Here is an 18,777-nt window from a genome sequence, read left to right as displayed (position 1 = left end):
ACATTTGATGCGAAGCAGCAGCGGCAGGAACAGCAGCGGAAACAACGGCGGGAGCCGTGGTGGCAACAGCGGCGGCCGCGGCAACAGCGGTGGTCGTGGCGCGAGCGGCGGCCGCGGCAATTACCGGGGTGCCGGTAACAACCGTGACGACAGGCAGGGCAGGGACGACAGGCCGAGCCGCCCGAGCAAGCCGCGTCCCGAGGAGCGTCGCTACGACGTGGGCGCGGGCGGCACCAAGGACGGCCCGAAGTCGGGTCGCGGCAACGCCGCGCGCGGTGGCGCCAAGGGCGGCCCCAAGCGCGGGCAGCAGTCCGGCGGCCGGACGGCCCCCTCGCGCTCGCGTGAGTACGAGACGCGGGCCGAGGAGCGCAACCGCGAGCGGTACGCGGGCAAGCCCAAGGTGAACCTGCCCAAGACCTTCCCGGGCGCCGAGCAGGAGGGCGAGCGGCTGCAGAAGGTGCTCGCCCGTGCCGGGTACGGCTCGCGGCGCGCCTGCGAGGAGCTGGTCGACCAGGCCCGCGTCGAGGTCAACGGCGAGATCGTCCTGGAGCAGGGGCTGCGCGTCGACACCGACAAGGACGAGATCAAGGTCGACGGCCTGACGGTGGCCACGCAGTCGTACCAGTTCTTCTCGCTGAACAAGCCCGCCGGCGTCGTCTCCACCATGGAGGACACCGAGGGCCGCCAGTGCCTGGGTGACTACGTGACCAACCGCGAGACGCGGCTGTTCCACGTGGGGCGGCTCGACACCGAGACCGAGGGCGTCATCCTGCTCACCAACCACGGCGAGCTGGCGCACCGCCTGACCCACCCGAAGTACGGCGTGAAGAAGGTCTACCTCGCGCACATCGTGGGCCCGATCCCGCGCGACCTGGGCAAGCAGCTCAAGGACGGCATCCAGCTGGAGGACGGGTACGCCCGCGCGGACCACTTCCGCGTCGTCGAGCAGACCGGCAAGAACTACCTCGTCGAGGTCACCCTGCACGAGGGCCGCAAGCACATCGTGCGGCGCATGCTCGCCGAGGCGGGCTTCCCGGTCGACAAGCTGGTGCGGGTGGCCTTCGGGCCGATCACGCTGGGCGACCAGAAGTCCGGCTGGCTGCGGCGGCTCTCCAACACCGAGGTGGGCATGCTGATGAAGGAAGTCGACCTGTAGACCTTCCGGGTCGTGCCTGCGGGTGACGGCTTGTGCGTGCCACCCCCCTCTCTTTATAGTCGGGTAGACCATAAAGAGAGGGGGGTGGTCGTGCATGCAGGGGTACGACAAGCACGCCTTCGAGCCCTTTGCCGTCACCGTCGATCTGGCGGTGTTCACCATCCGCGACGGCGCGCTGCACGTGCTGCTCGTCGAACGCGGCCAGGAGCCGTTCGCCGGGCGCTGGGCACTGCCCGGCGGATTCGTGCTCCCCGACGAGTCGGCCGAACAGGCCGCCGGGCGTGAGCTGGCCGAGGAGACCGGCATCGCGGACGTCAGCGGGCTCCACCTGGAGCAGGTGCGCACCTACAGCGCGCCGGACCGCGATCCGCGCATGCGGGTCGTCTCCGTCGCCTTCGCGGCGCTCGTGCCCGATCCTCCCGAGGCGCGCGGGGGAGGCGACGCGGCCCGCGCGGCCTGGCTGCCGTACGGCCCGGCGACGTACCGGCCGCTCGCCTTCGACCACGACCGGATCCTCGACGACGCCCACGACCGCGTCGGCGCCAAGCTGGAGTACACCGGGCTCGCCACGGCCTTCTGCGCCCCCGAGTTCACGCTCGGCGAGCTGCGCCAGGTCTACGAGGCGGTGTGGGGCGCCGAGCTCGACCCCGCCAACTTCCGGCGCAAGGTCGTCGGCACCGCCGGGCTCGTCGAGGCGATCCCCGGCGCCGCGCGGCTGACCAGCGGGCGCGGCAAGCCCGCGGCCCTCTTCCGGGCGGGCACCGCCACCGCCCTGCACCCGCCCCTGCTCCGGCCCACCTCGGAAGGAACCTCCTCATGAAGCGCGCTGCCACCGGATCCCTCCTCGGGCTCGCCCTCGGGGACGCGCTCGGCTTCCCGACCGAGTTCAACGACGTACCGTCGATCCTCGCCAAGTGCGGGCCGTGGCGGGAGATGGAGCTGCCGAGTCCCGCGTTCATCACGGACGACACGCAGATGACGCTGGCACTCAGCCGTGCGCTCAAGGCCGCGGCCGCGCGCGGGCTGTGCGGTCCTGAGCGCTTCGCGCACCTCGCGCGCCGGGAGTTCGTCGCCTGGAACGAGTCGCCGGACAACAACCGCGCCCCGGGCAACACCTGCATCCGGGCCTGCGAGCTGCTCGCCGACGAGGAGCGGGCCTGGCGGGACGCCAGCCAGGTGCACTCCAAGGGGTGCGGGGCCAACATGCGGGTCGCGCCGCTGGGCCTGATGCCCCGCATCGACGACGAGGTGCGGGCCGGCGCCGCCCAGCTGCAGTCCGCGCTCACCCACGGGCACCCCACGGCGCTGGCCGCCAGTGACCTGACGGCGTACGCGGTGCAGCTCCTCGCCCGGGGTGCGGAACCCATGGGTCTGGTCGGGCAGTTGCGCTCGTACGCCCTGGAGAACCGCACCCACTACCGCGAGGCGTGGCTCGGCGACCTGTGGACCCGCTCGCAGGACCCGTCGCCCGAGCACTTCATCTCCCGCGGCTGGGACGAATGCCTGGCCGTCCTGGAGCGTCTGGAGGCCGCCCTCAAGCACGCCAATCCCGAGACCGACCCGTGCCTGGCCACCGGTGCGGGCTGGATCGCCGAAGAGGCGCTCGCCACCGGCCTGCTGTGCTTCCTGATGTTCGTCGACGAGCCGGTCACCGCGCTGCGCAGGGCCGCCTGCACCTCGGGCGACTCCGACTCGATCGCGTGCCTCGCGGGGGCCTTCGCGGGGGCCCACGTCGGCGCCGGCGCGTGGCCCGCCGCGTGGACGGAGCGGATCGAGCACCGGGCCGAGCTCCTGGAGTTCGGGGCCCTCTGGGACGCTTGAGGGATGACTGTGGACCTGGGCCCCGACCTGGACATCGACCTCACCTCCGTCGTCGCCGAGCAGCGTGACCCGCTGCTCTTCGCGACGGTCTCCGGAGCGCACCTGTACGGCTTCCCGTCCCGTGACTCGGACGTGGACCTGCGCGGGGCGCACCTGCTGCCGGTGGCCGACCTGGTGGGGCTCAGGGAGCCGGACGAGACGCGCTCCAGGGTGGGGGACAGGGACGGGGTCGAGATGGACCTCGTCACGCACGACCTGCGCAAGTTCGTGCGGCTGATGCTGCGGCACAACGGCTACGTCCTGGAGCAGCTGCTCTCCCCGCTGGTCGTGCACACCACGGACGCGCACGCGGAGCTCGTCGCCCTCGCGCCTGAGGTGCTCACCAGCCACCACGCCCACCATTACCGGGGGTTCGCCAGGACCCAGTGGCGGCTGTTCGAGAAGAACGGCGAACTCAAGCCGCTGCTCTACACGTTCCGCGTGCTGCTGACCGGGATCCATCTGATGCGCAGCGGTGTCGTGGACGCGCATCTGCCCACGCTCGTCGGGGAGGTCCCGGCCGCCCCCGCCTATCTGCCCGAGCTCGTCGCCGCCAAGGCCGAGGCCGAGCACGGCGGCGCCGATGTGGACCACGCGCGCGTGGCCGCCGACGTGGGGCGGCTGCACGCCCTCCTCGACGAAGCCCAGGCGGACTCAGCGCTGCCGGGCGTCCACCGCGCGTACGACGCCCTGCACGACCTCGTCGTCCGCGTACGCCTCGCGGGGGCGCAGGGCTGACGCGCGGCGCGTGCGGAACAGGAAGTCCTCGATCCGCTGCCGGTCGGGCCCGGCCGGCAGCGGGCTGTGCGGCGCCGCCTCCTCCGCCTCGGCCGCGAGGCGGTTCATCCAGGACTCGACCTCGGACCAGGACACCTCGCCGCGCTTGACCGCGAGCAGCGGCTCGCGCTGGTCGCCGACGTCGATCGTCAGCTCGCCGGTGCGCAGCAGGTCCCGGCAGGACATCAGCAGCCGCAGCAGGTGCATCGCGTGCTTCCAGCGCGGGGCGCCGTGCGTACGGACGTCCGCGTCCAGCTTCTTGCGCTGGCCCAGGGCGTAGCGCGCGAAGGTGTCGTGGGCCTGGCGGGAGAGGAACGCGCCGCGCAGGTCGAGCAGTTCGCGCCCGGTGTCCGTGACGTGCTCCACGAGCGGGGAGTGCAGGCACTCCAGGACGTTCGGGTTGGCGCGCAGGGCCAGCTCGCAGAAGCGCTCGAGCTCCCAGCTGAACTGCTCGTCGGCGGGCCCGTCCACATGGGTCGGCGGCTTCTCGAAGTGCCAGAAGAGCGGTGTGGGGGCGAGGAAGACGCCCCTGCGGTCGGTGTCGCTGCCGTCCGTGGCCAGGCCGAAGGCGCGCGAGCCCATCACGCAGGAGTAGATCGTGTGGTCGCGTACCAGGTCCTGGGGGTGCATGCGGTCGAGCGTACGGTCCGCGGCTAGCCGAGGGTGATCGAATTTCCGGTGACCGTGATCTTCTGCGGGGACAGCGGGCGAGGGGCGGGGCCACCGGCGACCGAGGCGTCGGCCACGCGGTACTTGCTGCCGTGGCAGGCGCAGTTGATCGTGCCGTCCGCGACCTCGGAGACCGTGCAGCCCTGGTGGGTGCAGACCGCGGAGAAGGCCTTGAAGTCGCCGCTCTCGGGCTGGGTCACGACGACCTTCCTGTCCTTGATGACCTTGCCGCCGCCCACCGGGATGTCGGAGGTCTTCGCCAGCTCGGGCCCCGCGGGCGGCTTGTCTCCGGAGGGCTTGTCGCCGGACTCGGACGGTTCCTTCGAGGCGGGCGTGGTGTCGGCCGCCGTGGGGGAGTCCGGCGGCTCCGGCTCCGCCCCTTCGTCGCCGTACTTGGTGCACCCCGCCGTCAGTGCCGCCGCGCCCGCCGCGAGGACCGCCCGCCGGGACGTGCTGCCGCCGCTCATGTCGTCACCCCGAACGTGCGGAAGAACCAGAGCGCCGACGTCAGCCAGATCACCGTGAGCGAGGCGAAGACCAGGCCCGCGACCACCGGAAGCAGCCAGCCGGGCAGCTTCTCCGAGCGGAGCAGCAGCATCTTGGCGCTGAACGCCCCGAAGAAGAAGCAGCCGAGCAGCGAGTGCCACATCACGCGGGTCGAGTACGTCTGGTAGCCGAGGCCGTAGAGGCAGTGGACCGCCACGGGGACGGCGACCAGGAACGCGATCCGGCCCGACCAGCGGTGCAGGGCCGCCGACCAGGAGGGGCCCGGGACCTTCCCGTACAGCATCAGGGCCGAGAGGACCTGGAGCAGCGCGAAGGCGAACGCCGTCGTGCCCAGCCAGGACTTCACCGCGCTCGTGCTGCTGAACCCCGCCAGGTTGAAGGCGGTGCCCTCGGGGTCGTGGACCGTGCCGTACGCGCCGAGGCCGACCGCCACGGCCGCCGCCACCAGCGCGGGCAGGAGATAGCGGGCGGCGCCCGCCCTGCGGTGCCCACCCGCGTGCGGGGGCACGGGGAAGCCGCCCTGGGTGGGGGCGTTCGGGTCGACGCTCATGCGGGCTCCCTCGGGGCGTTGCGGGACGCTAGGGCGTTACGGGACGTGCGGTGATGTCGTCGCCGTCGACCCGGACGGTGCCGGTGTCCGGGTCGAGTCGCGGGGCCTTGCCGGGCTCGCCGTCGCGGTTGAGGATGCCGACCTGGCCGCCGTCGGGCAGGACGATCCAGCCGCCGTCGAGCTTCGCGCCGCGCACCTCGGTCGTGGCGCGGTAGAGCCCCGAGGGCTTCTCGGCCTTCTCGGCGGTGAACTTCGAGGTCTCTTTGTCGATGTCGACCGTGCCGCGGGCCTTGTCGTCGGCGATCCGGCCGTTCAGCTTCGCGCCGTGCTTGCCGGTCAGCCGCATCGAGCCGTCGTCCTCGACGTCGCCCTTGAGCCAGGACTCCTTGTCGCGGCCGTCGCAGAAGTACGCGATGGCCTTGCCGTCGCGCACCGAGATGGAGACCGCGGAGGTGTCGTCGTCGGTGCGGCCCGCGTAGGTGGCGTCGGGCGGCGGCTTCTTGTCCGGCTTCTCGTCGGGCTTCTCGCTCTCGGTGGGTTCGGGGGAGGAGGGTTCCGGCGAGCTCCTGGTGGGGGAGGGCGTCGGCGTCGCCGCGCCGGGTGCGTCCCCTCCGTACGACGAACTGCCCGTCCCTGTCGTCGCGTTGAGCGACAGCATGAACAGGGCGAGCAGCAGCCCGCCGAGAAGGGTGAGGAGCGGACTTGAGCGCTTCATACGAGCCTCCCCCGAGGCGCGGCACCTGCCGACGTTCCATGCAAGCGGACCCACCCCCGCCCGTCCATAGCTCAACGGCACCCAATCGGCCCAAGTGGCGACAGGGGGCGATTCGGGTGACATTGGCATGGTCTGAGGCCCCGGGTCCCCAAGGCGCGGACCAGGCCACTCTCGGAAAGGCGTGACCATGGCGGGTAACGATCTGGGCAGCCTCCTCGGCGGGCTCCTCGGCGGCGGCCAGGGCAGTGCGGCCGGCGGCGGGGGCGGCAACGTCCTCGGCTCGCTGCTGGGCGGACTGCTGGGCGGGGCGGGCGGCGGTGCCGGCGGCGGTCAGGGAGGGGCGGGGGCCGGGAGCAATCCGCTGGGCGGGCTGCTCGACTTGATCACGAAGTCGGGCCTCGTCGACCAGGCGCAGCTCGACTCCTGGGTCGGCAAGGGCGACAACCAGCCGCTCTCCCCGGACCAGGTCAAGCAGGCCGTCCCCGACGAGACCCTGGACAAGGTGGCGGGCGAGGCGGGCGTGAGCCGTGACGAGGCCGCCGACCAGATCGCGCAGCAGCTCCCGCAGGTCGTCGACAAGCTGACCCCCGAGGGCCAGGTCCCGACCGAGTCCCTGGAGGACCTCGTCAGGCAGCAGCGGCTCTGACCCCCCTGGGGACCGCGCGGCGCCCGTCTCGGCAGACGGGCGCCGCGCACCCCTTTGCCCGGCCCTGACTACGCTTGCCGTACAACAGTCGTACGAAGGCGAGCGAGGAGCAGCACTGTGGCGGTACGAGCGGTCCGGGGCGCCGTCCAACTGGAGCGGGACGAGGCCGGGCACATGGCCGAGCAGGTCGCCGCGCTGCTCACCGAGATCCTGGAGCGCAACGGGCTGACGCAGGACGACCTCATCAGCATCTGGTTCACGGCCACGCCCGACCTGCACTCCGACTTCCCCGCGGCCGCCGCGCGCGGCATCGGCATCGTCGACGTACCCCTGATCTGCGCGCAGGAGCTGGAGATCGACGGGGCCATGCGCCGCGTCGTCCGCGTCCTCGCCCACATCGAGACCGACCGCCCCCGTTCCGAGATCGCGCACGTCTACCTCGGCGCCGCGGCCACACTCCGCAAGGACATCGCCCAGTGAGAACCGCCCTCGTCATCGGAACCGGCCTGATCGGCACCTCCGCCGCCCTGGCCCTGGCCTCGCGCGGCGTCACCGTCCACCTCGACGACCACGACCCGGGGCAGGCCCGCACCGCCGCCGCGCTCGGCGCGGGCACCGACGAGGCCCCCGAGGGCCCCGTCGACCTCTGCGTCGTCGCCGTGCCGCCCGCGCACGTCGCCGCCACGCTCGCCGACGTCATGCGGCGCGGTGTCGCGCGCGCCTACATCGACGTGGCCAGCGTCAAGGGCGGCCCGCGCCGCGACCTGGAGGCGCTCGGCCTCGACCTCACCCCGTACATCGGGACGCACCCCATGTCGGGGCGCGAGCGCAGCGGCCCGCTCGCCGCCACCGCCGACCTCTTCGAGGGGCGGCCCTGGGTGCTGACCCCGACCAGGGACACCGACACCGAGGTGCTCAACCTCGCCCTGGAGCTGGTCGCGCTCTGCCGTGCCGTCCCCGTCGTCATGGACGCCGACGCCCACGACCGCGCCGTCGCCCTCGTCTCGCACATGCCGCACCTGGTCTCCAGCATGGTCGCGGCCCGCCTGGAGCACGCCGAGGAGTCGGCCGTGCGGCTGTGCGGCCAGGGCATCCGCGACGTCACGCGGATCGCCGCCTCCGACCCCCGGATGTGGATCGACATCCTCTCCGCCAACCCGGGCCCCGTCGCCGACCTGCTGGCCGCGGTCGCCACCGACCTGGACGAGACGGTGACGGCGCTGCGCGCGCTGCAGTCCACCGACGAGGAGAAGCGGACCGAGGGCGCGGCCGGCGTCGAGAACGTGCTGCGGCGCGGCAACGCGGGCCAGGTCAGGGTCCCCGGCAAGCACGGCGCCGCCCCGGCCGCGTACGAGGTCGTCGCGGTGCTCATCAACGACCAGCCGGGTCAGCTGGCCCGCATCTTCGCCGACGCGGACGGCGCGGGCGTCAACATCGAGGACGTCCGCATCGAGCACGCGACCGGCCAGCAGGCGGGCCTGGTGCAGCTCATGGTCGAGCCGCGGTCCGTGCCGGTCCTCAGCACGGCGCTGCGGGAGCGCGGCTGGTCGATCCGGCAGTAGGGGGCCCGCGAAGGGGCTGTCGGGGCAGGGTGTGCGAGCCAGTAACCTTGTGCGGGGCGCCTTTCCGTCCCGCCTCCTGCTCCGTGTACTGAGAAAGGTGTTCGCCGCCCCGTGGAAACCGCCACAAACGCCGCCCCGGCAGCCGTGATCGTCGCCATCGACGGACCGTCCGGCACGGGCAAGTCGAGCACCTCCAAGGCCGTCGCCGCCCAGCTCGGCCTCAGCTACCTGGACACGGGCGCCCAGTACCGTGCGATCACCTGGTGGATGGTGCACAACGGCATCGACCTGACCGACCCGGGCGCCATCGCGGCCGCCGCGGGGAAGCCGGAGATCGTCTCGGGCACCGACCCGTCCGCCCCGACCATCACGGTCGACGGCACGGACGTCGCGGGCCCGATCCGCACCACCGAGGTCACCTCCAAGGTCAGCGCGGTCAGCGCCGTCCCCGAGGTGCGCACCCGCATCACCGAGCTGCAGCGCTCCATCGCCGGGTCGGCCGAGAAGGGCATCGTCGTCGAGGGCCGTGACATCGGCACGACCGTGCTGCCCGACGCCGACCTGAAGATCTTCCTCACCGCCTCGGCCGAGGCGCGCGCCGCCCGCCGCTCCGGCGAGCTCAAGGGCGCCGACGTCAAGGCGACCCAGGAAGCCCTGGTCAAGCGGGACCAGGCCGACTCGAGCCGCAAGACGTCCCCGCTGGCCAAGGCCGGCGACGCCGTCGAGGTCGACACCACCGACCTCACGCTGCAGCAGGTCATCGAGTGCGTCGTCACCCTCGTCGAGGAGAAGCGGGCAGCCAAGTGAGCGAGGCTCCCGCCGAGCGGGCCGCCTCCGAGCGGGGTGCCGAGGTCGGCCGCCGCATCGGCGTCGGCCTGATGTACGGCCTGTGGAAGCCGCGCGTGCTCGGCGCCTGGCGGGTGCCCGCGAGCGGGCCCGTGATCCTGGCCGTCAACCACTCGCACAACGTGGACGGCCCGATGGTCATGGGCGTCGCGCCCCGGCCCACGCACTTCCTGATCAAGAAGGAAGCGTTCATCGGGCCGCTCGGCTCCTTCCTGCACGGGATCGGCCAGCTGAAGGTGGACCGCTCGGTCGCCGACCGCACGGCCATCACCCGGGCGCTCGGCGTCCTGGAGCAGGGCGGCGTCCTCGGGATCTTCCCCGAGGGCACCCGGGGCGACGGCGACTTCGCGTCGCTGCGGGCCGGGCTCGCGTACTTCGCGGTGCGCTCCGGCGCCCCGATCGTCCCGGTCGCGGTCCTGGGAAGCACCGAGCGCGGCGGACGGTTGATAAAGCAGCTGCCGCCGCTGCGCAGCCGGGTCGACGTCGTCTTCGGAGACCCTTTCGAAGCGGGCGACGGCAGTGGGCGGCGTACGCGCAAGGCGCTGGACGAGGCGACCGTGCGCATCCAGGAGCGGCTGACCGCCCACCTGGAAAACGCCAGGCGCCTGACCGGGCGCTGAGTGAGACTTATCAAGTAGTGCCCCGATCCGACACGCGGACCGGCGCACCGATCACCACGATGAACGACGAGGTACGGACTTCATGAACGACCAGACACAGCCCGAGGGCGACGGCTTCGCCGAGCACGACCACGGGGCGCTCGGCGACGCCGAGTACGCACAGTTCATGGAGCTCGCCGCCGAAGAGGGCTTCGACATCGAGGACGTCGAGGGCGCCATCGAGGAGGCGGGCCACGGCCCGCTGCCCGTCCTCGCCGTCATCGGCCGCCCCAATGTCGGCAAGTCGACCCTGGTGAACCGCATCATCGGGCGCCGCGAGGCCGTCGTCGAGGACCGCCCCGGCGTCACGCGCGACCGCGTCACCTATGAGGCCGAGTGGTCGGGCCGCCGCTTCAAGCTCGTCGACACCGGCGGCTGGGAGCAGGACGTGCTCGGTATCGACGCCTCCGTCGCCGCCCAGGCGGAGTACGCGATCGAGGCCGCGGACGCCGTGGTCTTCGTCGTCGACGCCACGGTCGGCGCCACCGACACCGACGAGGCCGTCGTGCGCCTGCTCCGCAAGGCGGGCAAGCCCGTCGTGCTCTGCGCCAACAAGGTCGACGGCCCCTCCGGCGAGGCCGACGCCTCCGCCCTGTGGTCCCTCGGCCTCGGCGAGCCGCACCCCGTCTCCGCGCTGCACGGCCGCGGCACCGGCGACATGCTGGACGCCGTCCTTCAGGCGCTGCCCGAGGCACCCGCGCAGACCTTCGGCGGAGCGATCGGCGGCCCGCGCCGCATCGCGCTCATCGGCCGTCCGAACGTCGGCAAGTCCTCGCTGCTCAACAAGGTGGCCAACGAGGAGCGCGTGGTCGTCAACGAACTGGCGGGCACCACCCGCGACCCGGTCGACGAGCTCATCGAGCTGGGCGGCGTCACCTGGAAGTTCGTCGACACGGCGGGCATCCGCAAGCGCGTCCACCTCCAGCAGGGCGCCGACTACTACGCCTCGCTGCGCACCGCCGCCGCCGTCGAGAAGGCGGAGGTCGCGGTGATCCTCATCGACGCCGCCGACACCATCTCCGTCCAGGACCAGCGCATCGTCACGATGGCGGTCGAGGCGGGCCGCGCGATCGTCGTCGCGTACAACAAGTGGGACACCCTCGACGAGGAGCGCCGCTACTACCTGGAGCGGGAGATCGAGACCGAGCTCGGCCAGATCTCCTGGGCGCCGCGCGTGAACGTCTCGGCGCGCACGGGCCGCCACATGGAGAAGCTGGTCCCCGCGATCGAGACGGCCCTGGAGGGCTGGGAGACGCGCGTGCCGACCGGGCGTCTGAACGCGTTCCTCGGCGAGATCGTGGCCGCCCACCCGCACCCGGTGCGCGGCGGCAAGCAGCCCCGCATCCTCTTCGGCACGCAGGCGGGCACCAAGCCGCCGCGGTTCGTCTTCTTCGCGTCGGGCTTCATCGAGGCGGGGTACCGCCGCTTCCTGGAGCGCCGTCTGCGCGAGGAGTTCGGCTTCGAGGGGACGCCGATCCACATCTCGGTGCGGGTGCGCGAGAAGCGCGGCCGCAAGAAGTAACCACCTGTACGAACCGTTCGCCCGCACGAACCATTCGTACGTACGTGAATGCCCGGCCCCCTTCGTGGGGAGCCGGGCATTTCGCTGTCCGGGGCCGCGGGCTCAGTGCTCGCGGCGCGGGCCCGGCGGCAGGGCCGCGGGGAACTGGTGGTGGCCGGTGGCGTGGTGGTCGTGCTGGCCGTAGCGGGCCACGTGGAACTGGCCGTACGAACCGTGGCGTTGGTCGTGCCGCGGGTCGTGGCGGGGGTCGTGCCGGGCGTCGACGCGGTGCTGCATGCCGTAGGGCCCCGTGCCGAAGGCGGTGAACCCCAGCTCCTCCTCGCCGGTCCGGTCGCCCGGCAGGGCCCTGAAGGCCCGCAGGTACTCCGAGTACAGCGTGTCGTAGATGGGAGTGGCCGAGTGGTCGCCCGTCGAGTCCTGCGCCGTGCGCATGGACGGGATGGGGTTCTGGTACGCCGGCCGGTGGCGGGAGGGGTCGTATGTGTGCACGTATGTGCCAACGAAACCGGCGCCCGACGGATGCGGGGCGCGCGCCGCTTTCCCTGTCCGGCAGGAGCGTGACCGGCGCATTCGAGCCCCGCGTGCGGTCGGCTCAGGTCCCGGCGAGCGGCATCGCGGACGCGACGAGCCTGCCCTGGGCCGCGGCCTTGTCCAGGGCGTCGCGCAGCAGGTCCTCGCGGGGCTGGCGGCCGATGGAGCCGACGGGCGCGGCGAAGAGCAGCACGGTCTGCGTCTTGTTGGCCGCGGCCCGCCAGGCCTCGGTGACCTGGAGCGGCTGGTGCGCCTGCCACCAGGCGACGGGGGAGCCCCCGCCGGTGCCGGGCTGCAGGACGGCGTGCAGCTGGCCCATGGCGAGCAGGACGGACCAGCCGGGCAGGACGGGCGGCACGCCGTCGAGCGAGGTGACCGGCATGAAGCCCTGCTCGATCAGGAGCGGCAGGAAGTCGTCGCCGCCACCGGCGCCCGGCTCCGTGCCGGGGCGGGCGATGGGTCCCGTCGGCTCGACGACGAGGGCGGGGCGCAGCTCGCCCTCGATCAGGACGAGACCGCTGGTCACGCCGAGGACGGCCTGGCTCGGCGTGACCTCGGCGGCCCCGTCGCCCTCCTCACCGGTGATCGACCGCACGGCGCCCTGCAGCTGCTCCTCGGAGACCGTGACGATCTGCGAGGGCAGGCAGGTGGCGTGGGCGAAGGCGAGCACGGCGGTCTCGTCGCCGACGAACAGGACCGTGCTGGTGCGCTCCTGTTCGGCGTCGCCAGGGGTGCGGCAGGACGTGCAGTCGTAACTGCCCGGGGTGTTCTCTCCGGCGAGCAGGCGGTCGGCTTCTTCGTCGCCGATCTCGGCGCGTACGTCGTCGCTGACGTCGAGCATGCGCGGCACGGGTGGCTCCTCGGGATCGTCACATGGGGTGCATGGGGTGGGTGTGGTGGGCCGGACGGTGCCCGGCTCATAAGAAGACAACGGCGGATCAGTGGCGCAAGTCACGCGCGAAGGCGAACGGAATCGAACCATCCGCAGCGGAGGGTGAGTTGGCCGCTGGAATCCGTCACTCCGCGCCAACACGTGCTGGGTGCACGGAAGTTGGGGCGGTGAGCTGAGTCACAGATCACCGTGTGGCGTGGTCGATAAATCCTGACATCAGCGAATGAAGTGGGTGGCCGAAACTCGCCGATACCCGGGGTAACGCTCAACTGGCCTGGAATGACAAGGAGTTGGTTGTTATCGGGGCGAGAGGGCTCATAGATTCCACCGCCGTGTGCAGCGAGCACCGCTCGGGTACGTCCGCCGGTCGCATAGCCAGCACGAAGCACCGTTCACCGGCGGGCGGGACCGATCGGACCCCAGGCGCCGGATGCGTGAGGGGCCCGAACGGCCAGGGGGAGCCCGGGTCCTTCGAGAGGGATATTCATGTCCGCACGTCCCAAGCGCACCCGCACCACGGCAGTGATCGGAGGGGCCGCTCTCCTGGCTCCGCTGGGCCTGCTCGCCGCGACCGGCCAGGCCGGAGCGGCGGACAGCGGAGTGTGGGACCGCATCGCACGGTGTGAGAGCGGCGGAAACTGGCAGATCAACACGGGCAACGGCTACTACGGCGGGCTGCAGTTCTCCGCCAGTACCTGGCGCGCGTACGGCGGCGGGGCCTACGCGCCCACCGCCGACAAGGCATCCAAGGCGCAGCAGATCGCTGTCGCCACCAAGGTCCAGCGCGGGCAGGGCTGGGGCGCCTGGCCCGTCTGCTCGGCCCGCGCGGGAGCGTACGGCAGCGCGCCGTCCGCCGCGGCTCCGGTGCCCAAGGCGGTCAAGCCTGCGCCCAGGGCCGTCAAGCCGCGGGCCGCCTCGCCCGGCCACTCCGACCGCGGGTCCTCGCGCGGCGTGCCCGGGAACTACACCGTCCGGCAGGGCGACACCCTGAGCAACATCGCGGCCCGCCACGGGACGAGTTGGCAGCGCGTCTACGCCGCCAACCAGCAGGTCATCGGCGGCGACCCGGACGTCATCGTGCCGGGTCAGCGGCTCAGGGTCTGACCCGCGTCGTCCGACCGGGTGGGGTCGCCTCCGTGGCGGCGCGGCACGCCCCTGGCCCGCCGCGGAGCTGCCTAGCGTGACCCGATGCACCCGAAGCTGACCAAGCGTCTCCGGTCCGTGTCCCTGGTCGTCGGGGCGACCCTGGCGGCGGTGGCGCTCTCCTCGGCCACCGCGTCCGCGGCTCCGCCGCCGCTGCCGGGCGCCCCGTCCCCGACGTACGACTGCTCCCTGACGAAGGGGCCGTGGCACTGCCTCGCCCAGTGCGAGAGCAGCGGCCGCTGGCATGTGAACACGGGCAACGACTACTACGGCGGGCTGCAGTTCTGGCAGCCCACCTGGGAGGAGCACGGCGGGCTCGCGTACGCGCCGCGTGCCGACCTCGCCACCAAGGAGGAGCAGATCAAGGTCGCCGAGGAGGTGTTGCGCACCCAGGGCTGGGAGGCCTGGCCCGTCTGCTCCAAGGAGGTGCGGATCGACCGCTTCGACCGGCGCGTCCACGTGGTGAAGGCCGGGGAGACGCTCAGCTCGATCGCGCTCAAGTACGGCGTGAAGGGCGGGTGGAAGGCCCTGTACAAGGCCAACCGGCACATGGTCGGGGACCGTCCCGACCGGCTCAACGTCGGCACCCTGCTCGTCATTCCGGGGCGTACCGCCTCCGGTGCCCCCGGGCGGAGCTGAGCTCTTCCGGCTCTCCGCTGAACACGACCGCGCCCCGGCGCAGTTCGTGCACCACTGCCGTCCGGCTCGCGCTCTCGCGCAAGGCGGGCGGCAGTCGCTGTTCGGCCACGACCACGCAGGCGTCCAGGTCGCGCAGCAGGGCGTACGTCCGTGCCGCGACGGCGGGAGACATGCCCTGCGCCGGTTCGTCCACGAGGATCACCGCCGCGTCCGAGAGCAGGGCGCGGGACAGGGCCAGCATGCGCTGCTCGCCGCCCGAGAGGGTGCCCGCGCGGCGGGGGAGCAGCGGACGCAGCTCGGGGTAGGCGGCCACGGCGCGGGCGAAGTCGCCCCCGGCTGCGCAGAGTTCGAGGTTCTCCCCGACGGTCAGGGCGGAGAAGACCGCCTGGCGGTCCGGGACGAAGCACAGGCCCTTCGCGGCCCGTACGTGGGCCGGCTGGTGCGTGATGTCCCGCCCGTCGCGGACGACCGCGCCCGCGGAGAGCGCGACCGTGCCGGCCAGGGCGCGCAGGGTCGTGGTGCGGCCCGAGCCGTTGCGGCCGAGCAGGACGGAGACGGCGGCGGCGGGCGCGGCCAGGGTGACGCCGTGCAGGGCCTCCAGGGGGCCGTAGTGGACGTGCGCGCCGCGCAGTTCGATGCCGTGCATTCAGTGGGCCTCTCCCCAGCTCCGCAGGACGTGGTCCGCGGGGCCCGACGTGACGATGCGGCCCGCCGCCATCACGTGCACGGTGTCGGCGAGGCCCGCCACCAGGTCCAGGTCGTGCTCGACGACCAGGAGGGCCGTGCCGTCGGCGGCCAGGGCCCGCAACAGAGTGGTCAGCGCCGCCACTTCGGCCGCGTCCAGGCCCGCGGCCGGCTCGTCCAGGAGGAGGGTGTGGGGCGATCCGGCGAGGGCGCGCGCCAGTTCCGTGCGCCGGAGGGCGCCGGTGGACAGGTCGGCCGCGGGGTGCGCGCGCAGCTCGGTCAGGTCCAGGAGGCGCAGGGCTTCGGGCGTGGCCCGGGGGCTGTGCCGTACGGGGCTCTGTTCCGCGCCCACCCGGACGTTCTCGGCGATCGTCAACGACGGGAAGACCGCGAGCTGTTGGAAGGTGCGGGCCATGCCGGCGCGGGTGCGGGCGTGGGCGGGCAGCCGGGTGATGTCGCGGGCGCCGAGGGTGATGCGGCCGGAGTCGGGCCGCAGGGTGCCCGCCAGGCAGTGGAACAGGGTGCTCTTGCCCGCGCCGTTGGGGCCCACCACGGCGGTGACGTGGCCCGGGGGGACGGTGAGGGTCACGTCGTCCAGGGCGGTGTAGCCGTCGTAGGTGAGGGTGATGTGGTGGGCGGTGAGGGTGGGGTGGGGCGCTCCGCGGTTCCTGTCGGGGGGCAGTGCCTTTGGCCGCGGGTGGGCGGGGGGCTTCAGGTTCGCCCCGTTGGCGGGCGGCTTGGAGGCTGCCTCGTGGCGGGATGTCTGGCGGTGCTCCTCGCGGACGGGCGTCTTCGGGTGGGCCTTGCGGACGGATGCCGTCGGGCGGGCCTCGTGGGCGAGTGTCTTCGGGCGGGTCTCGCGGCCCGGTGCCTCGCCCTCGGGGCGCCGCGGGGGCCGGTCCGCAAGGGTGCCGACCGCCAGGGCCTCCCGGGCCGCCCTGCCGAGGGGAGTCAGGCGCGGGCTTCGGCGGAGCCGTCTCGTGGCCGTGCGCAGCGCCTCGTACGGGCCGCCGGGGAAGCGGCCGATCAGGACGGCGAGTACGCCGATCAGCGCCGCCGCCACGCCGCCCCGCGTGCCCGCGTCCAGGCCGACCAGGAGGGCCGCCGCGGCCAGCGCGCCGAGGACGCTGTCCGAGCCGAGGACCACCACCGCCGCGAACCAGAGCAGCCCGCGCACGGGGTCGTACGCCCCTGAGTCGAACGCCCGCTGCCCCATGGCGAGCATGCCGCCGCCCAGCGCGGCGAGCGCCGCCCCGGTGACGAACGCGGTGAGTTTCAGGGTGCGCACGGGCACCCCGGCCGCCGCCGCGCCCGCCTCGTGGTCCCGCATCGCCGCGAGCGCACGGCCCGTGCGGCCCCGGCGCAACGCGGTCACCAGGAGCAACGCCCCTGCCAGCAGCGCGAGTTCGAGGACGTAGTACGCACGGTCGCTGCCGAAGCCCGCGGGGCGGTCCACGGTCAGGCCCGACGTCGCGTACGGCTGCGCGAAGACGAAGCGGCTCACGCCCACGCCCACCGCGAACGTCGCGAGCGCCAGGGCCAGGCCGTGGCGGCTGATGGCGGGCCAGCCGGTGAGCAGCCCCAAGGGCGCGACGAGCAGGACGGCCACCGCCAGGGCGGGCAGGTGCGGCAGCTCGGGCAGCCCGGGGAAGCGCCCTGCCGTCAGGAGGGCGGTGAAGAGGGCGCCCAGACCCGCGTACGCCGCCTGCCCGAGGGAGATCTGACCGCCCCTGCCCGTGACGATCACGAGGGACAGGAGGATCACCGCGAGCGCGGGCACCTGCACGGAGGTCGTCAGGTCCCGGCCCGCGAAGCCGAGGGGGATGAGGAAGAGGACCGTCGCCACGATCCAGGCGCCCGGCGGCGTGGGGACGCGGGCCGTCGCCGTGCGGGGCAGGGCGTCCTGGGAGCCGATGCCCGGCAGGATCAGGGCCGCGACAAGGAGGGCGATCACGAAGAGGTTCGCGCCCGCGGTCTGGACGAGCTGCTCCTGCCAGCCGCCCGGGTGCAGGCGGGTCACCTGGCTCTGGGCCACGCCCAGGCCGAGCGCCGCCACCACGGCGACGGGCAGGCTGCGCATCCCGGCCGCCACCGCGACGGCCACCACCTCCATGACCAGCAGCGGCATGCCGTACGGGTCGAGACGGACGAAGGGTGCGAGCAGGACGCCCGTGAGGCCCGCCGTGAAGGAGCCGAACGCCCAGCCCGCCGCGGCCACCCGGTCCGCGTCGATGCCGAAGAGCACGGCGAGGCCGCGGTTGTCGACGACGGCGCGCAGCTCGCCGCCGAACCGGGTCCACCGCGTCACCGCCCCCACGGCGACGGCCAGGACGACGGCCGCGCCCAACTGCGCCCAGGGGTCGGAGGACAGGAGGGTGGGTACGTCGTCCCGGGCGCCGGGACCCCATACGAGAGTCGCGCCGCCCACCAGCAGGACGAAGACGCCGATCGACGCCACCAGGGTCTGCGCCGGATCCCTGCCCAGAACCGCCAGCGGGCGGAAGACCGCGCGGTCCAGGAGCAGGCCGATGCCGGGTGCGACCACGAGCAGCGTGACCGCCGCCGCGAGGGGCAGCGGCCAGTGCCATTCGGCCGTGAACTGCCGCAGGACGTACGCGCAGACCATCGCGATGGCGCCGTGCGCGAAGTTGAGGACGCCGGTCGCGCGGTACGTGACGATCAGGCCGATCCCGGTGAGGGCGGCGGCGCTGCCGACCGAGAGCCCGGCCAGCGTGAGGTCGTAGCTCAGGGACGCCACCGGGTCATCGCTCCGGGGCGGGCTCGGGGTCCGGGGCGGGCGGCGGGGCGTCGGGACCCGCGGAGGGCGAGCGCCGCGGCTCGCAGATCGGGCAGGGGGCGAGGCCGCCCGTCGACAGGGCCGTGGCGTCCACGGGCACCGCCTCCGGTTTGCCGGCCACCAGCGGGCAGTCCGCGCGGTGCCAGAGCGTTCCGCCGGGGACCATGAGGAGCTCGCCGCTGGTCGCCACGGGGGGCCGGGGCCGCTCCGCGGAGGTCGCGGGCCCGGCCGCCACCAGGAGGCCGTACAGCTCCTCGACGCGCGCCGCGGCCAGGGTGCTCCTGCCGTGGGTGAGCAGCACCGCGCCCGCGACGATCAGCGCGGCGCCCGGCACCGTGCAGGACGCGAGATAGGGCAACTGCCGCTCGGCGAACCGCTCCCCGGAGATGCCGTACCAGCCGATCACGCAGAGCACCGCGCCGGCCGCGAGCGCCGCGAACGCCGCCCACAGCACGGGGTGCACGGCACGCGGCCCGGCCGGTCGGGGCGCACTGCCGGTCCGATCTGTCCGATCCGCCCGCATCGAGGCCCCCTGGGACACGTCGTCGGTCATCTGGATCACGCAGGTCTGGTCAGTGATGTCGATGGGCTGTCCATGTCAGCCGATCGCTTGCACTATGCC

General features: G+C 73.2%; 21 protein-coding genes. 12 read left to right on the top strand and 9 right to left on the bottom strand.

What is annotated here, in order from left to right; translation table 11 throughout:
* The first annotated feature begins 7 nt into the window (after positions 1-7).
* From ACZ4D5_RS26365 to ACZ4D5_RS26350, 4 genes are all read left to right on the top strand, one after another.
* Positions 8-1,156, top strand: a complete 1,149-nt coding sequence (locus tag ACZ4D5_RS26365; protein WP_467774860.1) for a pseudouridine synthase — start codon at positions 8-10, stop codon at positions 1,154-1,156.
* 94 nt (positions 1,157-1,250) lie between these two features.
* Positions 1,251-1,976 (top strand): NUDIX hydrolase, encoded by a 726-nt coding sequence (locus ACZ4D5_RS26360; protein WP_467774859.1) that lies wholly within the window; start codon positions 1,251-1,253, stop codon positions 1,974-1,976.
* The gene (locus ACZ4D5_RS26355) at positions 1,973-2,977 is read left to right on the top strand and encodes an ADP-ribosylglycohydrolase family protein (protein WP_467774858.1); all 1,005 of its coding nucleotides are present in this window, start codon (positions 1,973-1,975) and stop codon (positions 2,975-2,977) included. Before ACZ4D5_RS26360 ends, ACZ4D5_RS26355 begins: the two co-directional genes overlap by 4 nt.
* 3 nt (positions 2,978-2,980) lie before the next feature.
* Positions 2,981-3,754, top strand: a complete 774-nt coding sequence (locus ACZ4D5_RS26350; RefSeq protein WP_467774857.1) for a nucleotidyltransferase domain-containing protein — start codon at positions 2,981-2,983, stop codon at positions 3,752-3,754.
* Here the strand turns inward: ACZ4D5_RS26350 and ACZ4D5_RS26345 are convergent.
* From ACZ4D5_RS26345 to ACZ4D5_RS26330, 4 genes are read right to left on the bottom strand one after another with little or no spacing between them, the layout of a single operon-like run.
* Entirely contained in the window at positions 3,671-4,561 is an 891-nt protein-coding gene (locus tag ACZ4D5_RS26345) for a nucleotidyltransferase domain-containing protein (protein ID WP_467774901.1), read from the bottom strand. The two genes, ACZ4D5_RS26350 and ACZ4D5_RS26345, sit on opposite strands and share 84 nt — an antisense overlap.
* Positions 4,447-4,929 (bottom strand): Rieske (2Fe-2S) protein, encoded by a 483-nt coding sequence (locus ACZ4D5_RS26340; RefSeq protein ID WP_467774856.1) that lies wholly within the window; start codon positions 4,927-4,929, stop codon positions 4,447-4,449. The genes ACZ4D5_RS26345 and ACZ4D5_RS26340 overlap by 115 nt, the downstream gene beginning before the upstream one ends.
* Positions 4,926-5,519 carry a DUF6529 family protein gene (locus tag ACZ4D5_RS26335; RefSeq protein ID WP_467774855.1) on the bottom strand — a complete coding sequence of 198 codons (594 nt, stop codon included), beginning with the start codon at positions 5,517-5,519 and terminating at the stop codon, positions 4,926-4,928. Before ACZ4D5_RS26335 ends, ACZ4D5_RS26340 begins: the two co-directional genes overlap by 4 nt.
* A 28-nt stretch (positions 5,520-5,547) precedes the next feature.
* The gene (locus tag ACZ4D5_RS26330) at positions 5,548-6,234 is read right to left on the bottom strand and encodes a hypothetical protein (RefSeq protein WP_467774854.1); all 687 of its coding nucleotides are present in this window, start codon (positions 6,232-6,234) and stop codon (positions 5,548-5,550) included.
* Between the two features lie 187 nt (positions 6,235-6,421).
* On the opposite strand from ACZ4D5_RS26330, the gene ACZ4D5_RS26325 reads away from it, so the two are divergent.
* From ACZ4D5_RS26325 to der, 6 genes are all read left to right on the top strand, one after another.
* Positions 6,422-6,880 (top strand): YidB family protein, encoded by a 459-nt coding sequence (locus ACZ4D5_RS26325; protein ID WP_467774853.1) that lies wholly within the window; start codon positions 6,422-6,424, stop codon positions 6,878-6,880.
* A gap of 117 nt (positions 6,881-6,997) precedes the next feature.
* A complete protein-coding gene (aroH, locus tag ACZ4D5_RS26320; RefSeq protein ID WP_467774852.1) occupies positions 6,998-7,360 on the top strand; it encodes a chorismate mutase in 363 nt (120 codons plus the stop codon).
* Positions 7,357-8,442: a prephenate dehydrogenase gene (locus tag ACZ4D5_RS26315; protein ID WP_467774851.1), complete on the top strand. Its 1,086-nt coding sequence runs from the start codon at positions 7,357-7,359 to the stop codon at positions 8,440-8,442. Before aroH ends, ACZ4D5_RS26315 begins: the two co-directional genes overlap by 4 nt.
* Positions 8,443-8,553: 111 nt before the next feature.
* Positions 8,554-9,249 (top strand): (d)CMP kinase, encoded by a 696-nt coding sequence (gene cmk / locus ACZ4D5_RS26310; RefSeq protein WP_467774850.1) that lies wholly within the window; start codon positions 8,554-8,556, stop codon positions 9,247-9,249.
* On the top strand, positions 9,207-9,908 hold the full coding sequence (locus ACZ4D5_RS26305; RefSeq protein WP_467774849.1) for a lysophospholipid acyltransferase family protein: 702 nt from the start codon (positions 9,207-9,209) through the stop codon (positions 9,906-9,908). Before cmk ends, ACZ4D5_RS26305 begins: the two co-directional genes overlap by 43 nt.
* A gap of 82 nt (positions 9,909-9,990) precedes the next feature.
* Complete coding sequence (der, locus tag ACZ4D5_RS26300; protein WP_467774848.1) at positions 9,991-11,469, top strand: ribosome biogenesis GTPase Der; 1,479 nt, start codon at positions 9,991-9,993, stop codon at positions 11,467-11,469.
* A 102-nt stretch (positions 11,470-11,571) separates the two neighbouring features.
* Here der and ACZ4D5_RS26295 read toward each other — a convergent pair whose 3' ends face one another.
* A complete protein-coding gene (locus ACZ4D5_RS26295; RefSeq protein WP_467774847.1) occupies positions 11,572-11,901 on the bottom strand; it encodes a hypothetical protein in 330 nt (109 codons plus the stop codon).
* 160 nt (positions 11,902-12,061) lie between these two features.
* A complete protein-coding gene (locus tag ACZ4D5_RS26290) occupies positions 12,062-12,850 on the bottom strand; it encodes a hypothetical protein (protein WP_467774846.1) in 789 nt (262 codons plus the stop codon).
* Between the two features lie 528 nt (positions 12,851-13,378).
* On the opposite strand from ACZ4D5_RS26290, the gene ACZ4D5_RS26285 reads away from it, so the two are divergent.
* Both ACZ4D5_RS26285 and ACZ4D5_RS26280 read left to right on the top strand, forming a co-directional pair.
* Positions 13,379-13,996, top strand: a complete 618-nt coding sequence (locus tag ACZ4D5_RS26285; RefSeq protein ID WP_467774845.1) for a transglycosylase family protein — start codon at positions 13,379-13,381, stop codon at positions 13,994-13,996.
* 84 nt (positions 13,997-14,080) lie between these two features.
* A complete protein-coding gene (locus ACZ4D5_RS26280) occupies positions 14,081-14,674 on the top strand; it encodes a LysM peptidoglycan-binding domain-containing protein (RefSeq protein ID WP_467774844.1) in 594 nt (197 codons plus the stop codon).
* On the opposite strand, the gene ACZ4D5_RS26275 is transcribed toward ACZ4D5_RS26280, so the two are convergent.
* Genes ACZ4D5_RS26275 through ACZ4D5_RS26265 form a run of 3 tightly spaced genes read right to left on the bottom strand, consistent with a single transcriptional unit; the run spans position 14,631 to position 18,678 of the window.
* A complete protein-coding gene (locus ACZ4D5_RS26275) occupies positions 14,631-15,320 on the bottom strand; it encodes an ATP-binding cassette domain-containing protein (protein ID WP_467774843.1) in 690 nt (229 codons plus the stop codon). The genes ACZ4D5_RS26280 and ACZ4D5_RS26275 overlap by 44 nt on opposite strands.
* Positions 15,321-18,116: an ABC transporter permease subunit gene (locus ACZ4D5_RS26270; RefSeq protein ID WP_467774842.1), complete on the bottom strand. Its 2,796-nt coding sequence runs from the start codon at positions 18,114-18,116 to the stop codon at positions 15,321-15,323. It lies immediately after the preceding gene.
* Between the two features lie 4 nt (positions 18,117-18,120).
* A complete protein-coding gene (locus tag ACZ4D5_RS26265; RefSeq protein ID WP_467774900.1) occupies positions 18,121-18,678 on the bottom strand; it encodes a hypothetical protein in 558 nt (185 codons plus the stop codon).
* Positions 18,679-18,777: the final 99 nt, after the last annotated feature.

The sequence above is a fragment of the Streptomyces sp. NPDC025651 genome (assembly GCF_055558735.1).
Note: the sequence above shows the minus strand (reverse complement) of the source record. Positions and strands in the feature narration are given on the sequence as shown.

What these genes read in the sequence shown, in the direction of transcription:
- ACZ4D5_RS26365 (WP_467774860.1), top strand. Translation starts at nt 8, where the DNA reads ATGCGAAGCAGCAGCGGCAGGAACAGCAGCGGAAACAACGGCGGGAGC.
- ACZ4D5_RS26360 (WP_467774859.1), top strand. Translation starts at nt 1,251, where the DNA reads ATGCAGGGGTACGACAAGCACGCCTTCGAGCCCTTTGCCGTCACCGTC.
- ACZ4D5_RS26355 (WP_467774858.1), top strand. Translation starts at nt 1,973, where the DNA reads ATGAAGCGCGCTGCCACCGGATCCCTCCTCGGGCTCGCCCTCGGGGAC.
- ACZ4D5_RS26350 (WP_467774857.1), top strand. Translation starts at nt 2,981, where the DNA reads ATGACTGTGGACCTGGGCCCCGACCTGGACATCGACCTCACCTCCGTC.
- ACZ4D5_RS26340 (WP_467774856.1), bottom strand. Translation starts at nt 4,929, where the DNA reads ATGAGCGGCGGCAGCACGTCCCGGCGGGCGGTCCTCGCGGCGGGCGCG.
- ACZ4D5_RS26335 (WP_467774855.1), bottom strand. Translation starts at nt 5,519, where the DNA reads ATGAGCGTCGACCCGAACGCCCCCACCCAGGGCGGCTTCCCCGTGCCC.
- ACZ4D5_RS26330 (WP_467774854.1), bottom strand. Translation starts at nt 6,234, where the DNA reads ATGAAGCGCTCAAGTCCGCTCCTCACCCTTCTCGGCGGGCTGCTGCTC.
- ACZ4D5_RS26325 (WP_467774853.1), top strand. Translation starts at nt 6,422, where the DNA reads ATGGCGGGTAACGATCTGGGCAGCCTCCTCGGCGGGCTCCTCGGCGGC.
- der (WP_467774848.1), top strand. Translation starts at nt 9,991, where the DNA reads ATGAACGACCAGACACAGCCCGAGGGCGACGGCTTCGCCGAGCACGAC.
- ACZ4D5_RS26295 (WP_467774847.1), bottom strand. Translation starts at nt 11,901, where the DNA reads ATGCGCACGGCGCAGGACTCGACGGGCGACCACTCGGCCACTCCCATC.
- ACZ4D5_RS26285 (WP_467774845.1), top strand. Translation starts at nt 13,379, where the DNA reads ATGTCCGCACGTCCCAAGCGCACCCGCACCACGGCAGTGATCGGAGGG.
- ACZ4D5_RS26280 (WP_467774844.1), top strand. Translation starts at nt 14,081, where the DNA reads ATGCACCCGAAGCTGACCAAGCGTCTCCGGTCCGTGTCCCTGGTCGTC.
- ACZ4D5_RS26275 (WP_467774843.1), bottom strand. Translation starts at nt 15,320, where the DNA reads ATGCACGGCATCGAACTGCGCGGCGCGCACGTCCACTACGGCCCCCTG.
- ACZ4D5_RS26265 (WP_467774900.1), bottom strand. Translation starts at nt 18,678, where the DNA reads ATGCGGGCGGATCGGACAGATCGGACCGGCAGTGCGCCCCGACCGGCC.